The following is a 15,414-nucleotide window of genomic DNA, read 5'->3' as shown; positions in this document are numbered from 1 at the left end:
GAAGGTTATCCGCATCCGCCGGAGCCCTACCTTATGCCAGCCCATCCCACACGCCGGTGGGCATTTTGTACGGACAGGAGATATCATGACCATCCGAATGTTCCTCTCAACGCTTATGTTGGGCGTTGGTTTCATTGCCAACCCGGCCTTTTCCGAGGCTACCGTCGAGGTGGTCAAACGCGCTGATGTGAATTTCATCCACCTGAACCCGGCCCGTGGCGATGCCAGCCCACAGGCGGGTGTTTTGTGGGGCAACATCCGCGAAGACAATGCCAGCGGGGCGCTGATCTCCTTTGCCAGTGGCTTTCGCTCACCGCCGCATATCCACAACATCACTTATCGCGGCGTGGTGATCGAAGGCACGGTGCACAATGATGACCCGGACGCCGCCGATCTGTGGATGGGGCCGGGCTCGTTCTGGTCGCAGCCTGCGGGTGAGGTGCATGTCACCTCGGTCGGGTCTGGTGGCGGGTTTGCGTTTCTGGAAATCCTGTCCGGCCCCTATCTGGTTCAGCCCTCGGACGAGGCGTTCGACAACAATGAGCGCCCGATCAATGTCGAGGCCCGCAACCTTGTGTGGCTGAACCCGTCCGACCTGACATGGTTGGAGCATTCCGGTGAAGGCCCCGCACCCGATGTCGCCTTCCTGTGGGGCACGCCCGAGGCCGGAGCGTTGAACGGCACATTTTTGCGCCTGCCAAACGGTTACTCCGCCGCATTGCAGGCCGGTGCGGATGAGCTGAAAGCCGTGGTCATTCAGGGCGATATTGCGCATGAGGCCGGAGATTTGTCTGCACTGACGACGTTGGAGCCGGGCAGTTATTTCGGCTCGGATGGCGTGGTTGCCCACACCCTGTCTTGCACGGGTGACGCGGGCTGCGTTCTCTATGTCCGAACCGTCGGCACCTATCGGGTCGCCGGGGCGCAATGACTCAAACGGCACTGTCTGTCTGAAGCCCGGGATGCCCGATCCGCAGCACTCTGCCTTCGCGCGCGAAGAGCGCGCGAACCTGACCTTTATGGTCCGGGGCCGAGCGGCGGTGCTGGCCCTGATGGCGATCTGGGTAGCGGTGACCCTGCCGGCGGAACGGTCGGTGCTGTACCTCGCGGTCATTCTGACCTTTCTGCTATCGGGTATCGTCCCGGTCTTGATTGCGCGCCGGGGTTACGGCAGCAGCTTGCCGTATGCGTTGTGCCTGTTTCTGGATGCGGGACTGCTGAGTTACATCCTCATCGTCCCGAACCCCTATGGCCTTGACGGCTGGTCGCCACAGATGAACCTGCGTGGACCGGGTTTTTTGTATCTTGGTATCTTCCTTGCCTATGTGTCGCTGAGCTACCGGCCCGCGCATGTGATCTGGGCCGGGATCGCAGCCATCCTGAGCTGGAGCATGGGGTATTTCTGGGTCGCCAGCCGTCCCGACACGCTGGTCTTCCTATCGCGCGATGTGCTGGACGCCGGTCTGCGACTTGAGGCTGCTTTGGACCTGATCCTGGACCCCGCGGCAGTGGGGGTGGCGCGTTGGGTGAACCAGATCGTCTTTCTGATCGCCGTCACTTTGATCCTGACCTTGGCGGTATGGCGGTCGCGAAATCTTGTGCACCGACAGATGGCGGTTGAGCGGGAACGCGCGGCGCTATCGCGTTACTTCTCCCCAAATATTGTAAATGAGCTGACCCAAAATGCGCAAAGGCTCAATCAACCCCGGCTCCAACCGGTCGCGGTTTTGTTTGCTGATATGAAGGGCTTCACCGAAATCTCCGAGCAGCTTACCCCGGTTGAACTTTTGAACCTATTGCGTGCGTTCCATGGGCGTCTGGCCCGTCAGGCGATTGCGCATGGCGGGACCATCGACAAGTATATCGGCGATGCGATCATGGTGCAATTCGGGACTCCGGACCCAAGACCAGACGACGCGGTGCGGGCGCTGACCTGCGCTGCTCGAATGATCGAAGATATCAAAGATTGGAACCGTGCCCGCGACGCGGCGGGACAGAAACCGATCTGCGTCGGGATCGGTTTACACTATGGTGAGGTCATCGTCGGAAATATCGGTGATGCGCAACGGCTGGAGTACACGGTGCTGGGCGATACAGTGAACGTTGCCAACCGTCTGGAGGAGCTGACGCGCAGGCTGAAGACATCGTTGGTCACCAGCGATGCACTGATCCAAGCGATCCGAGACGAAGGGGTCGATCCGTCCGATATCGCACCAAATCTAACAGGTGGAAAATCCGAACCGATCCGTGGGCGCGCGACCCCGGTCAAGGTTTGGTTCAGCGGGTCTGCCGAGGAAGCAAAATTCACCTGATAGCCAGCCCGTCGCACAAGACGGATCGGCGTCTTCAGCGGAGTTTAGTTGGAGGGTTCAGTAATCATTCAGTTCGACACCCAGATTAATTCGTTGGTACATGTTGTCGATACACTCTTTCACTACCAGCGCGCCGTCGTTTACGCGTTCAAAGATTGGCCGCTGGCACAAGCACCGTGGCGTGGTTCCTTTTAGCGCAATTTGTAGTCTGCGCCGCACGCGATTGACTATTCATGATACGAGTGACCACCCTCCGCACAGCTGACTGATGCAGGCTTTAGCTGCACCAGCAAACCGCACTCCAAAATCATTCCATGTGGTTCAAACCTGTCCTGGAAGCCATAAAACGATGGCAGGGAAGGCAACGAGCAGTGCGATGGTTGCGGCATCCGCCAGAAAGAAAGGCGTTACACCTTTGAAAACATCCTGAACGCCAAGGTCATCACGCACACCAGCCACTACAAAGCAATTCAGCCCAATGGGTGGGGTGATCAGGCAAAACTCGGCCATTTTGACCACCAGAATACCAAACCAAATAGCACACATAGGCCCGGACATACCAAAGGTGCTATCAGCTGCGCTTACGGCTTCTCCACCATTCAACGCCATGACGGCGGGGTAAACCACCGGCAACGTCAGCAGCAGCATGCCTATCGCATCCATGAACATACCCAGTACAGCGTAAGCCAGAAGAATACAGATCAGGATTAGCATCGGAGACATCTCAAGCGAGGTGATCCAGTCGGAGAATGCACTTGGCAGTTCGGCAAAACCAAGAAAACGAACGTAAACCAAAACGCCCCAGATGATCGTGAAAATCATGACGCTCAGCTTGGCGGTTTCCAAAAGCGCGTCTTTGAGTTCGGACCAGCGCATGCCCTGATACAGCGCCATCAGGAACACCACGAAGGCTCCGATTGCGCCACCTTCGGTTGGTGTACCCCAAGCATCGCCGCCGAACGGGTTGTAGACAAAGAAAATGATGGTGACGACGACAATCACGATGGGCAATGCAGGCGGCAACGAGAGGAGGCGTTCCTTCCATGTAAATCCGGTGACTGCGGGACCAAATCCTTTGATCACGACGGCCATGCCGATGATCAGCAAGCCATAAATCACCGCCGAGAACATGCCGGGAATAAATCCGGCCAAAAGCAGTTTGCCCACATCCTGCTCAACGATAATCGCGTAGATGACCAGAATGGCCGAAGGCGGGATAAGCGAGGCGAGCGTGCCGCCTGCAGCAACGACACCTGCAGCAAAACGCTTGTCATAGCCGATCTTCAACATCTCGGGGATGGCAATACGGGCGAACACAGCAGAAGTGGCGACCGAGGCCCCGGATACCGCCGCGAACCCAGCGGTTGCGAAAACGGTCGAAACCGCCAGCCCGCCCGGGACCCATGCCAGCCAACGTTTTGCGGCTTCGAACAATGCTTTGGTCAGGCCCGCGTAATAGGCGAGGTAGCCAATCAGGATGAAGGTCGGGATCAGGCTCAACGCCTGGCTTGAAATCTTGGAGTGCGGCACCTGCCCCGCTGTTTTAACAGCCACTGTCACAGCCTTGCCGAACCGCGCCGGGTCGTACCCAAACTTGGCCCAGAAGATCCAGATCAGACCAACCATGCCAGCTGTCGCGGCGGCAAAAGCCACGCGCATCCCCAACACCACAAGAACAAGCATACCGCCCGAGACGATCAGACCAATATCAATGGGTTCCATCAGATTTAACCTCAGTTGTCGTGGCCCGAGACGTGCTCGGCTTCCATCGCAGCTTGAGTGGCTGCATCGGCTATTAGCGGGACGGCAATCGGAGCCTGATCGGGGTGCCTGATCGCGCGACCATAGGCCCAGAGCTGCAGAGCAAGCCTCAGGCAAAGCACGCTGAAAGCGACGGGGGCCAACAGCTTTGCGGGCCATAGCGGGATACCTATGTCGATCGAGCTGTCACGGCTCCAGAGTGGAGCACCAAAGTCAAAGCTGCGTGCGAAATGCGCCCAGCTCCCCCAAATCAGCAGGACGATCAGCGCCAGAATTACAGCGGTCGTGACGAATTCGACGACATAGAGCATCCGGCCTTTAAGCGCTCCGACAACCATGTCCATTCGGATATGGCCGCCATCACGCTGCGCATAAGAAATCCCCATGAAGGCGATTAAAGGCATGGCCTGCTCGATCCAGTCCACGTAACCGGGAAGTGGCGCATTGGCGAAATTCCGACCACCAACGGAGACTACGGCCATGACCATCAGCGAAAAAACCGCAAGACCGCTGATCAGGGCCAGAAAGCTTTCCAGTTTGTAGAGGCGTTGATCGAGAATGCTCAGATGGCTGTCATCAGACAGCACCAGGGATGACCCGGCCATCGTTGTACTCCGCTGTCAGGGGAAAAGGCACCCGACGCCAGCTTGGCCGACGCCGGGGTGTGAGTGGATTAGCTGCCGTTTGCGATCTTCCCGGTTACAAGGTCATAAAGCTCTTGTGCTGGTAGGCCACGCTCGGTGTTTTCTGCAATCCAGGCCTCGGCCGCGGGGGCGGCAGCGGCGTCTTTGAACGCTGCGATTTCTTCATCGCTGAAAGTGACCCGTTCTATGCCGCGTTGATCCAGCTCAGGGCCCCACGCTTCCATCGTTTTTGTCTGGTAGTGGCTCACGTAGTGATCCAGTGCCTCTTCCACCGATCCCAACAGCGCTTCGCGGTGTTCGTCAGATAGGTCTTCCAGCGCCAGCGTGTTCACCACGACAGGGCAGTTGACGGTGCCGGGGTTGAGGTTCGTCGTCCACCATTTTCCATTTTCAATGGTGCCGAAGGACATATGCGCGTGTGGTGCAAAGCTGACTGCTTTGACGATGCCGCTGTCCATTGCCTGACGCACTTCGGATGCGGACATCGAGGTCGGAACGGCCCCAACCGTCTCCATCGCCTTGCCGATACCACCTGTAGCCCGTACGCTCAGACCTTCAAAATCCGACAGGGATTTTGGTGCTTCACCCACGCCGACAAGGTTGTACTGCGGCAGTGGCGAAGGCATCAGCAGAGTCGCGTCCCAACGGGCCAGATCCTCGACAACGGCCGGATGCTGATAAACGGCCATCGACAGGTCGACTTCTTGTTCAAGGGATGTCACGCCCAGAAACGGCAGTTCCAGAACAGTGATCGAGGGATTCTTGTCGCGGTGATAGCCCGCGCAGAACTGGGCCATTTCAAACGCGCCAATCGAAATCCCATCAAGGTTTTCTTTGTTTTTTGACAAGCCACCATAGCTGATGTTGAGTGTGAACTCACCGCCCGTCTTTTCGTTCACCAGTTCGGCAAGTTTCTCGACGTGTTCAGTAAAGGCACGACGCTTGCCCCACAGTGAAACGTTCCAATCGACAGCCAGTGCTTCGGATGCAACGGTCAGCGACAGGGCAGCAATGGCTGCCCGGTTCAGATGTTTGCGCATAGTGGCTCCTCCCAGATCACGCAATTCGTTTGGGTGGAGTATTCAGGAGGCGCAGCAGCCTGACTATGAAGGAAAATGCGGGCAGAATTCAGGATATCCTGCGGGTTTCCGCAGGGTGGTTTCACTTACAACAAAGCTTCTTTGTCGAGACCGAGTTTGACGATCTTTTCGTTGAGTGTCCGACGCCCAATCCCAAGCGCTTCGGCGGCGGCGTCCATGCGGCCTTTGTGCGCCTTGATGGCTTTTCCGATGAGCTCGCGTTCAAACGCAGCCACCGCTTCGCGCAGTGTATCCGGGACATCGTCAATATGCTGGTCGCTTTGGATCGCCTGCGCCACCGACCCTGCTCCGCGTCGCGCCGTCAAAATACGCCGCTCGCAGACATGGCGCAGCTCACGCACATTTCCAGGCCAGTCATGTGCAAGCAAGGCGGCCAAGTCGTCCTGATCGAGTTCTGGCGCGTCTATCTCATAAATCTGCGCGTATTCATTCAAGAAATGCGTTGCCAACAGAACCAGATCATCCCGTCGTTGTCGTAGCGGAGGTAAGGACAGAACGACAGTATTCAATCGAAACAACAGGTCCTGACGCAGGCGGCCTTCCTCGGCTGCCAGCACAACATCTTCGTTGGTTGCCGACACGACTCTGAAGCTGACCGGCACCGGCGACACTGCGCCCACCGGAAGCACCTGCTGATCTTCGATGACCCTTAGTAGCTTAGCCTGCGCCGCTGGTGGGCACGAGCAGATTTCATCCAGGAACAAGGTCCCACCTGATGCCGCCACAAGTCTTCCGTCGGATTCACCCGCGACGCCGAACATCTCCGCTTCAAACGTATCAGCCGACAATGCGGCGCAATTCAACGCCAGAAACGGTGCCTCGGGCGAGCGGCCCAAATCATGTAAAGCATGAGCTACCAGCTCTTTCCCGGTGCCCGTATCCCCCTTCAACAAAACCGCAACCGATGTATCTGCAAGATCAAGCACGTCTTGTCGCAAGTCTGTAATGGTGTCTGTTTGGCCCAGTAGGATGCGGTCAAGACCCGACAGTTTGAACAGCCGGTCTTTGAGGCGGGCATTACTTCTTCGCATCCGGTTCTGTTCAGCCGCGTGCCTCAGCACCGTAAGCAATCGACGTGGTTCATATGGCTTTTCGATGAACCCATACGCCCCGTCCTGTATGGCCTGAACCGCCATGGGAATGTCACCATGCGCCGAAATCAATACCACCGGAGGCGCCACATCCCTGTCCAGGCTGGCCAGCAATTCGAGACCCGACATGCCGGGCATACGCACATCGGACAAAATGACATCGGGCGAGGCATTGGCCAAATGTTCCGTCACCTGTGTCGCACGTGGTAAGGCGCTGACTGCCCAGTCGGCGGCTTCGAGCAACTCGACAAGGGACTGTCGCATTGCTTTGTCATCGTCAACGACCAGAACTTTGAAGGGTTGCTGCTGGGTCATTCGTCCGTTTCTTCATTAATTGAGGCTATCGGGAAGCTGACACGGAAAATTGTTCCGCCGCCATCACGATTTCGGGCCGTCATTGTGCCATCGTGATCTTTGACAATGCTGGTGGAAATGGCCAGTCCCAAGCCCATGCCTCTCCCGCTCTCTCTTGTGGTTACAAATGGCTCTTGCAACTCGGCCAGCGTTGCCTCACCCAACCCATGACCGTTGTCCTGAATTTCCAACACGACCTCATCATCAAGTGCCTTGACGGCGATATGGATTTCAGGCGCGTCCGCGTCATCCATAGCGTCTATGGCATTGCGCAAGAGGTTCGTGATGACCTGTTCGATCCTTAGGGCACTGCCCCGGATAAAGACCGGATCGCTCGGCGCATCAATTGAGACTTTCACCTTGCCCTGTTCGATGTTTGGCGCAACTAGAGCCAATGCGGCGTTAACCGACGTGCATAAGTCTACGTCGTCGAACGCCTCGCTCTCTGAGCGCGCAAAGAACCGCAATTGGCGCGTGATCGCCTCCATCCTGTCCACGAGGCTTCCGATTTTTTGCGGCAGCTTGCTCTCCCCGGAAGATGAGATCTCTTCTGCCACCAAGTGATTGCGCATCGCAGCAATGGGTTGACCCAGCTCATGTGTGACCGACGCGGATAGTTGCCCCAGAGCCGCCAGTCGGCTTGCGCGCTCCAACTCGCTTTGGGTGCGTTTGAGGCTCCGCTCGGCTGTCTTGCGGTCGTCGATTTCAACGGCAAGCCTTTCATTTGCCTCGCGCAACTTCACTTCTTCCTCTTCGGACCGCACCAAAGCCGCGCTTACGCGTCTTGCGCGTTGTATCTGGATGAAGATAAACGCGAGCCCCGCCAAAAGGACAAAAACTGCAGTTACAAGCCAACTGCGCGCGACGGCCTGGTCGTCACTTGCGAAATAGTGCAGCGACCAGCCATGCGGCAGGTCCGTAGCCGCAAGGTGCAGACGCTTAGCCCCCGCAATTCTGGCCTGATCCCCGGGCAACTCGGCCCAATCCATTGGATCTAAGTCTTGCCCCGGAAACTGCCTTGCGTTTCGGATCCGGTCTTTCTGCTGGTCCGACAGTGGCGTCAGCACGCGGTATTGCCAATCCGAGTTTGAGGACAGCAGAACAACACCGTCCTCATTGGCCAATAACACCTGTTCGCCCGAGTTTTTCCAACTGTCCTGAAGGTCCGAGAAATCTATCTTGATCGCTATGACGCCGGTTGAAATCCCTCGGTCGTTACGCACTGCGTTCGCAATGAAGTAACCCGGCAAACCCGTTGTGGCCCCGATGGCGTAGAAGCGGCCCTGTCCACCAGAAATGGCAGTTTGGAAATACGGTCGGAAAGCGTAGTTCTGTCCAACAAAGCTCCCAACGTCGCGGAAGTTCGAAGCGGCAATGGTGATACCGTCTTCGTTCATCAGATAGATAGCATCCAGCCCCGCCTGCGCCGCAAAATCTTCGAGCCTTCGGTTCAAAGTACCAGTGCCGTCCCCTTCGGCTGTTCCAATCACAAAGGAATCCTGTGACAGCACATATGTGAGGTGGGAAAATCGTTCGAGTTCGCTGTTTACCGAGCTTTGATAGAGAGAGAGCCGGCCCTGAGCCTTGGAAAGCTCCTCTGAAACGAAGTACTGGTAAGAAACCAAATAAAGGCCAATGCTGGCGGTAATGGCTACCAATATTCCTACAATATACGAAGCTGATCGCATTGAATGCCCATGAACTGTGACCGCATAGGATCACAGTAGGTTTTAGCCGTCCATCCCAAGAGTTCTAACCCGACATTTGGATGTTCATGCCAAACAAAAATGACCGAGTAATTTGAGTAAGCGAAGCAATGAACAAACCGGTCAATGCTAAAAAGGAGCAGGGAAACAACTTTCTGGAAGTCCCGCCAGGATTGTTGGCTGCGTCAATAAGATTGGTGTGTCCGCTGAGCGAGATGCTTACCCTGCTCGAATCAACTGCCCAATATGGTGATCTGAGCGCCCCCGCGAGTGTGATCGGTTAGTAGGCCAGCAACCTGATCACTGTTTATGCTCAGTCCGTGACCTAAGCTCAACGTGGCAACCAGGGCAGTGCGCTCAGCTCAAAGCTGCACGCACGACTCCTGACTATTTCTCGTCATTTCTTCCCGGCCACGATCCGATCCAGGATGAGCGCGCAGAAAAGGATCGCAAGACCGGCCAGTATCCCCTGCCCTGCCGCCGCGTATTGCAGCGCCTCGAGCACATCCTCACCCAGTCCCTTGGCCCCGATCAACGACGCAACGACAACCATAGCCAGCGACATCAGGATGGTCTGGTTTACGCCCGCCATGATGGTTTTGTGCGCCAAGGGCAGGTCGACGCGCCATAGCAAGTATCGGGGTGTTGCTCCGAAGGCCAAGGCGGCCTCGCGAACGGTTTCCGGGACCTGTTGCAGGCCAAGTACTGTGAAACGAATGACAGGCGGGCTGCCGAAGATCATGGTCGCGACCACGCCCGCAGGTTTGCCTGAACCGATAAACGCGACTACAGGGATCAGGTAAACGAAGGACGGCATCGACTGCATGAAATCCAGGATGGGGCGCACGATGGCAAAGGCGCGCGGGCGGCGCGCGCAGTAAATGCCCAGAGGAATGCCAAGCGTGATTGAGATGAGCGCCGCAGCGCCCAGCAGGGCAATCGTGGTCATCGCTTTTTCCCAGAAATCCAGCAGGCCCAGATAGGCCAGCGCTGCGCCGGTAAAGATGGCCACGCGAGGACCAGCCGACAGGTAAGCAAGCATGATGATCACCAGCGCGACCACTGGCCACGGGGTATCGACTAGTACAACTTCGATCCAATCCAACAGGGTGCGCATCCCATAGGTCAGCCCGTCAAAGAAGCCACGCCCGGAGGTTTTGGTCCACTCGAACACTGCCTGCACACCGTCGCCTACGTTCAGACGCCAATCCCGGTTGGTCGGGAAGGTTTTGAGCACCGCCACCGCATCCGGCTGCGCAAACTTGATCATCGACAGGATCACCACCACGGCGGTCAGTGCCGTCGCAACAACCAATCGGGGGAATGACCAGCCATTGGCGACGCTGGGGTCCGAGCGCCAGCGTGCGAACTGCCCTTCTAAGGTCCAATTGGCCAACGAGGCAGCCAAAAACTTGACTGCCAACAACAAAACGATTCCGATCACCAAATAGGTAACCCCGGTCGAATCCGCCGTCTGCGCGGCCTCTTGCGCCCCCGCCAGAGCCCCTTCGAGGGACTCTGCTGCCCGTTTCAAAGACTCCAATGTGGCCGATCCGGATTGCTCCGCAGCAGCGATTTGCTGTTGGCGCAGCTCCAGCGTCTGCTCGATTTGTGCCGCCCGTTCGCGGAATTCGCGGCCCAAATCACCAAACAAGCCAAGACCGATCTGGATATAGGCCAGCGTCTCCAGCACAAGAAACCCAAGGAACCACGACCAAAGACCGCGTGCCCCGAACCAGATCGGCCCCAGAACCGCCGCCGCCTTGTTCAGCGTAAAGCGATAGCCGGGGGCCTGCATCATATAGGCAAAGGTCTTCTGATAGTAAGTCTGCCCCTGCCCCACGAAATCTCCGATCAGACCATTCAAACGGTCGGCGGTTTCCGGTTGGATCTGTTGCATATCAACATGTTTCATAGCGGTCCCCTTATGCCTGACTGTCCTGAATCGCACGGATCAGACCCGCCCGGTTGATCACGCCCACGGTCTTGCCATCCTGCGTCACTGCCACGATCCCATGGCCGTCCACACAGAGGTTCATCAGATCGGCCAAATCCATTTCCGGATGCGCCTCTTTTGCATCGTCCGGCACTTCGCCGTGGCGTGCTTCGAACTCGTCGACTGGTTTCATAACCGCATGGGCGAAGATCATGTTGAGTTTGGAAATCCCCGCCACGAAGTCGGCCACATAGTCATCGGCGGGGTTGAGGATGATCTCTTCCGGCGTGCCGATCTGAACGATGCGCCCGTCCTTCATGATCGCGATGCGATGGCCGATGCGGATCGCCTCATCCAGATCGTGGGTGATGAACATCGTGGTCTTGTTCAGCTTGTGGCTCAGTTCCATGAACTGATCCTGCAACTGTTTGCGGATCAGCGGGTCGAGGGCCGAGAACGGCTCATCCATCAACAAAATCTCGGGGTCGGCTGCGATGGCCCGGGCCAGACCCACGCGCTGCTGCATTCCGCCCGAAAGCTCATGGGCGTATTTATCTTCCCAGCCATTCAATTCGACCAGTTCCAGCACCCGGTCGGCCTCTTCCCAGCGACGGGCCTTGCCGGTGCCGCGTATTTCCAGCGGCATCGCCACGTTGTCGCGGACCGTGCGGTGAGGCATCAGGCCGAAATTCTGAAACACCATGGCAACGCGACGGTTGCGCAGATCACGCAGGCCTTCATCATTCAGACCCATCACATCGTCGCCATCCAGATAGATACGGCCGTCGGTGGGTTCCAGCAGACGGTTCACGTGACGCACAAGGGTCGATTTGCCCGAACCCGACAGGCCCATGACACAGAAAAGCTCACCCCGTTCGATCTCGAAACTGGCATCAGCCACGCCAACAACACAGTTGAAGCGCTCCAGCACCTCGGCCTTGCTCAGCCCCTCGCTGTGAATGGCGTTCAAAGCTTCCTGCGAGCGCGCGCCGAACACTTTCCACACGCCCTTTGCGTCGATTGCGATTTGCGCTGTCATTTTGACCCCATCGGATTTGTGTTGTGTTACGCCCCCGAAACCTGGGGGCGCGCAGGTTTTAGTTGGTGGTCAGACCCAGCCAGCTGTCGACGGTATCGCCATTGGCAGCGATCCATTCCGCCACGACCTCATCCGTGTCACGACCTTTGACCACGACCTCATAGGTCAGTGCACTCAGCTCACCGGCATCCATGTCGATATTGGCCAGGAAAGAGGCCGCCGCCGGGTTGCGCTGGTCCAGTGATTTGGAATGCGCCACGGTCACTGTTTTGACCGGTTCACCTGTGCTGACGTGCGATTTGTTGTACCAATCCGCATCCTGATCTGGCTGCACCATCTTGTAGGTGGCGGCGTCATGCTCGGGCTCTTCCAGAATGGTCACGTCATACAGCGCATGGACGTAATGCGGCGCATAGCAATAAAACGCCGCGCCTTTCTTTTGGTCGATCTGATCTTTCAGCCGCGAATAGAACACGGTTTCGTCTTCGGTGGTCGGCGTCAGAAAAGTCTCGATCCCATAATCCCGCACCCGCACTTTAAAGGTGTTGGTCGAGGCCCAGCCCGAAGCACCGACCCAGACCTCACCCATGCCGTCACCATCCGAGTCGAACAGCTCTTGCGCCACCGGTGTCGCCAGATCGTAGATTGAGCGGATGTTGTGATCCTCGACCATGTAGTTTGGCACGCAAATCCCGGCGCGGCCTTTATAGCTGCCCGAGGACAGACCCACGGAGCCTTTCTGGTCGACATATTCATCGGTGAAGGAGGATTGGTTCGGCAGCCAGACATCAGGATGCACGTCAATGTCACCTCGCCCGCCATCCATGGCGGCAAAGATCACCGCGTTGGCGCCGGGGGCATAGCCAACCTCGCCGCCCAGGCGGGTTTCGATGACCTGCCCGATCACCCGGCTCATGATTTTGGCACCGGGCCAGCTGGGTTCACCCACCATGACCTTGTCCTGTGCCATTGCCGTCGTCGCGCCCAAAGCCAGAGCCAAGGTTGCTGTAAGCGTCAGTTTCTTCATATCTTATCTCCCGTTGTATTGAGTTATCTACGCCATCAGGCGCGCGCCCGCTTGCGTTGCGGGTCTATGAATGGAGTGTCCGAGACGGTGGCGCGCAGGCGCTTCATCCGCCCGTCGAGCTGGCCGATCTCCAATTCGGCGCCGTTCTCCGCGTGTTCGACAGAAAGCCGCGCCATTGCGATCGCGTGTTCCAGCATCGGTGAGCGTGTGGCCGATGTGACCACACCCACCTGCCGCTCGCCCGCATAGACTGGGGCACCGTGTGCAGGCACATCATCGCAACCGATCAACAGCCCCTTCAGCACGCGGCGCGGATCTCGCGCATTGCGTTCCAGCGCGGCTTTGCCCGTGAACTCGGTTTTGGTCAGATCAACGGCAAAGCCCAGACCAGCCTCAAACGCATCGACACCTGGTGCAAACTCGGCATTGGCCGAAGCCAGCCCTGCCTCAATCCGGATAATGTCCAGCGCGGCCGAACCCATTGGAGTGACCCCGAATTCCTCGCCGGCCTCCATCACTGCGTCCCAGATCGCGACGGCATCGGATTTGGAGCAGAAAACCTCATATCCCAATTCGCCGGTATATCCCGATCGCGACAGCATGAACGGCGCGCCCTCGCGGTCGTTCAGCCGCGCGACGGTGACGCCGAACCAATTCAGATGATCTAAGCCGGGCACATGCGGTTGGGTGAAGGCAATCTTGCGCATCAAGTCGCGCGATTTCGGTCCTTGAATGGCAAGGTTCGGCATCGCTCCGCGCAGCGCATGAACCCGCACCTGCAAATCGCGCGCATCAGCCAGTTCCTGCAACGCCCGACCGCTTTCCTCGGACCCGCAGCACCAGCGGAAAATCTCGGGCGCAAGGCGGAACAAAGTGCCATCATCAATGACCGAACCGCTTTCGTCGCACATCAACGTATAAGACCCACGCCAAACCGGCAGCTTCGCCACGTTGCGCGTTGTCGCCAGCTGCATCAGAGCCTCTGCATCCGGGCCGACAATGTCGAATTTGCGAAGTCCACTCATGTCCTGAACAGTCACCGCCTGACGGCAGGCCCAGTATTCGCCCAACGTGCCATAGGCCGGATAGCTGACAGGCGCCCAGAGATCACGTGCCGGGGCGAAATGCTGTGTCAGCGGCGAGAGACGGTCGTGAAAGGCGGACTCCTGACTGATCGACATGGGCGCGTCTTCCTTTTCACGATAGGCAACCGCTCGGCGGATGGGTGTTTCGGGACGATAGATGCGCACATGCACATCGGTCGGGTTCCAGCCATTGATGGGGTCAATATCGTCCGGACAAGCAGTTGAGACGCAGACCAGATCCTCCAGCGCCCGCATGGCGACATAATCGCCGGGACGAGAATGGGATTCTTCGGTCAGAATGTGATGGTTCGCCGGGTCGATCCACGTGTTCCAGAAGAAGTTGATTGCAGGCCAGGCAGCCCGCCGCGCAACACTGTAAGCAGCCAAGGCATTTGACATATTGTCCGAGCAATTCACGTGCCCCGGAAACCCGCGCTCTTCATATCCACGCGCAGTGCAGGCCAATCCGAATGTGTCATGCCGCCCGCATGTGTCTTGTACCACGTTGAGCAGCGGTCGCATTTCGCGATCATAGAATTTATCCAGTAGACCCGGGCCGGGATAGGCGCGGCGCACCATAGAGCGGGTGGCGGTCGAGTCGATCGTCCATTCTTCGCCACGATCCAGCCCATCGGCCCGCAGCGCCATGAAGTCAGAACATTGCTGACCCTCGACATCAATGATCTGAACGAATTCTCCAGCCTTCAGTTCGTAGGCCAATGCGCTGCCGCGCGTTACAGTGAATTCATCCCGCGTATCCCCCAGCAAATGCGGCAGATGCGACCCATTTGTAACTGCCGGCTTGTGCAAAACCGTGACGCATCCTGCCCCGCTGCCCTCGATCAAACCTGCAACAGGGGCGGCACGAACCAGCCAGACGGTCAGAGCCCGGTCCGCGCGTAGAATCAGGGCCTCAGACACCTGCTCCAGCCTGTGACAGTGAAGCCGCATTTCGCCGCCCTGCGCCGTGACCCAACCTGAAAGACGCGCACTGTCAAAACCATCCCAGTCGATCTGCCCGCTGGCCGTCAGACCCAGCGCCGCCAGAGCCGGTTGCCCATCCTCGGTAAACGCAACCACATCCAGCGGTCGCGCAGGCCCAACCCCATCTATTGAAAGCAAATCTCCAGGCTTCAGGGTCAGCGGCGCGGCCTCGCGCGGGGCAAGGATATGCGAGCAGGTGCCAAAGGTCTTCGGAAAGCCTGGAAACCGGCGACCAGAGCCGTCAAACCCAGTATTCGTAAACTTTCGTAAGACAGATGATCCCAGCATGGCAGCGATGGATTCCTAGTATGTAACTAGTTACAGAGCTTGATGAAACCAGTTACATATGTCAACTCTTTCCTTAGAAACCCGTCA

Annotated in this window: 11 protein-coding genes; 2 read left to right on the top strand and 9 right to left on the bottom strand. The window is 57.7% G+C overall.

Annotated elements, in window-relative coordinates; all coding sequences use genetic code 11:
* Positions 1 to 85: 85 nt before the first annotated feature.
* Both GS646_RS18240 and GS646_RS18235 read left to right on the top strand, forming a co-directional pair.
* Positions 86 to 931: a DUF4437 domain-containing protein gene (locus GS646_RS18240; protein WP_253746640.1), complete on the top strand. Its 846-nt coding sequence runs from the start codon at positions 86 to 88 to the stop codon at positions 929 to 931.
* Complete coding sequence (locus tag GS646_RS18235) at positions 888 to 2,312, top strand: adenylate/guanylate cyclase domain-containing protein (protein WP_171187259.1); 1,425 nt, start codon at positions 888 to 890, stop codon at positions 2,310 to 2,312. Before GS646_RS18240 ends, GS646_RS18235 begins: the two co-directional genes overlap by 44 nt.
* A gap of 321 nt (positions 2,313 to 2,633) precedes the next feature.
* Here GS646_RS18235 and GS646_RS18230 read toward each other — a convergent pair whose 3' ends face one another.
* The 9 genes from GS646_RS18230 to GS646_RS18190 all read right to left on the bottom strand — a co-directional run bounded on the left by GS646_RS18230 (position 2,634) and on the right by GS646_RS18190 (position 15,327).
* Positions 2,634 to 4,034, bottom strand: a complete 1,401-nt coding sequence (locus GS646_RS18230) for a TRAP transporter large permease (RefSeq protein ID WP_171187257.1) — start codon at positions 4,032 to 4,034, stop codon at positions 2,634 to 2,636.
* Positions 4,035 to 4,045: 11 nt separating this feature from the next.
* Positions 4,046 to 4,678 carry a TRAP transporter small permease subunit gene (locus tag GS646_RS18225; RefSeq protein WP_171187255.1) on the bottom strand — a complete coding sequence of 211 codons (633 nt, stop codon included), beginning with the start codon at positions 4,676 to 4,678 and terminating at the stop codon, positions 4,046 to 4,048.
* Positions 4,679 to 4,746: 68 nt separating this feature from the next.
* The gene (gene dctP / locus GS646_RS18220) at positions 4,747 to 5,757 is read right to left on the bottom strand and encodes a TRAP transporter substrate-binding protein DctP (protein WP_171187253.1); all 1,011 of its coding nucleotides are present in this window, start codon (positions 5,755 to 5,757) and stop codon (positions 4,747 to 4,749) included.
* 125 nt (positions 5,758 to 5,882) lie between these two features.
* Entirely contained in the window at positions 5,883 to 7,223 is a 1,341-nt protein-coding gene (locus tag GS646_RS18215; protein WP_171647961.1) for a sigma-54 dependent transcriptional regulator, read from the bottom strand.
* On the bottom strand, positions 7,220 to 8,950 hold the full coding sequence (locus GS646_RS18210; protein WP_171187250.1) for an ATP-binding protein: 1,731 nt from the start codon (positions 8,948 to 8,950) through the stop codon (positions 7,220 to 7,222). Before GS646_RS18210 ends, GS646_RS18215 begins: the two co-directional genes overlap by 4 nt.
* A 415-nt stretch (positions 8,951 to 9,365) precedes the next feature.
* Positions 9,366 to 10,883, bottom strand: a complete 1,518-nt coding sequence (locus tag GS646_RS18205) for a proline/glycine betaine ABC transporter permease (RefSeq protein ID WP_171647963.1) — start codon at positions 10,881 to 10,883, stop codon at positions 9,366 to 9,368.
* A gap of 10 nt (positions 10,884 to 10,893) precedes the next feature.
* Positions 10,894 to 11,943, bottom strand: a complete 1,050-nt coding sequence (locus tag GS646_RS18200; protein ID WP_171647965.1) for a glycine betaine/L-proline ABC transporter ATP-binding protein — start codon at positions 11,941 to 11,943, stop codon at positions 10,894 to 10,896.
* A 58-nt stretch (positions 11,944 to 12,001) separates the two neighbouring features.
* Positions 12,002 to 12,970, bottom strand: coding sequence for a glycine betaine ABC transporter substrate-binding protein (locus GS646_RS18195; RefSeq protein WP_171647967.1), 969 nt, complete (start codon positions 12,968 to 12,970; stop codon positions 12,002 to 12,004).
* A 35-nt stretch (positions 12,971 to 13,005) separates the two neighbouring features.
* Positions 13,006 to 15,327 (bottom strand): DUF1989 domain-containing protein, encoded by a 2,322-nt coding sequence (locus tag GS646_RS18190; RefSeq protein WP_171647969.1) that lies wholly within the window; start codon positions 15,325 to 15,327, stop codon positions 13,006 to 13,008.
* Between the last annotated feature and the right edge of the window lie 87 nt (positions 15,328 to 15,414).

The organism is Ruegeria sp. HKCCD4315, from assembly GCF_013112245.1.
Taxonomy (GTDB): Bacteria; Pseudomonadota; Alphaproteobacteria; order Rhodobacterales; family Rhodobacteraceae; genus Ruegeria.
The sequence above is the reverse complement of the archived record's forward strand: the minus strand, read 5'-3'. Positions and strand labels throughout refer to the sequence as shown.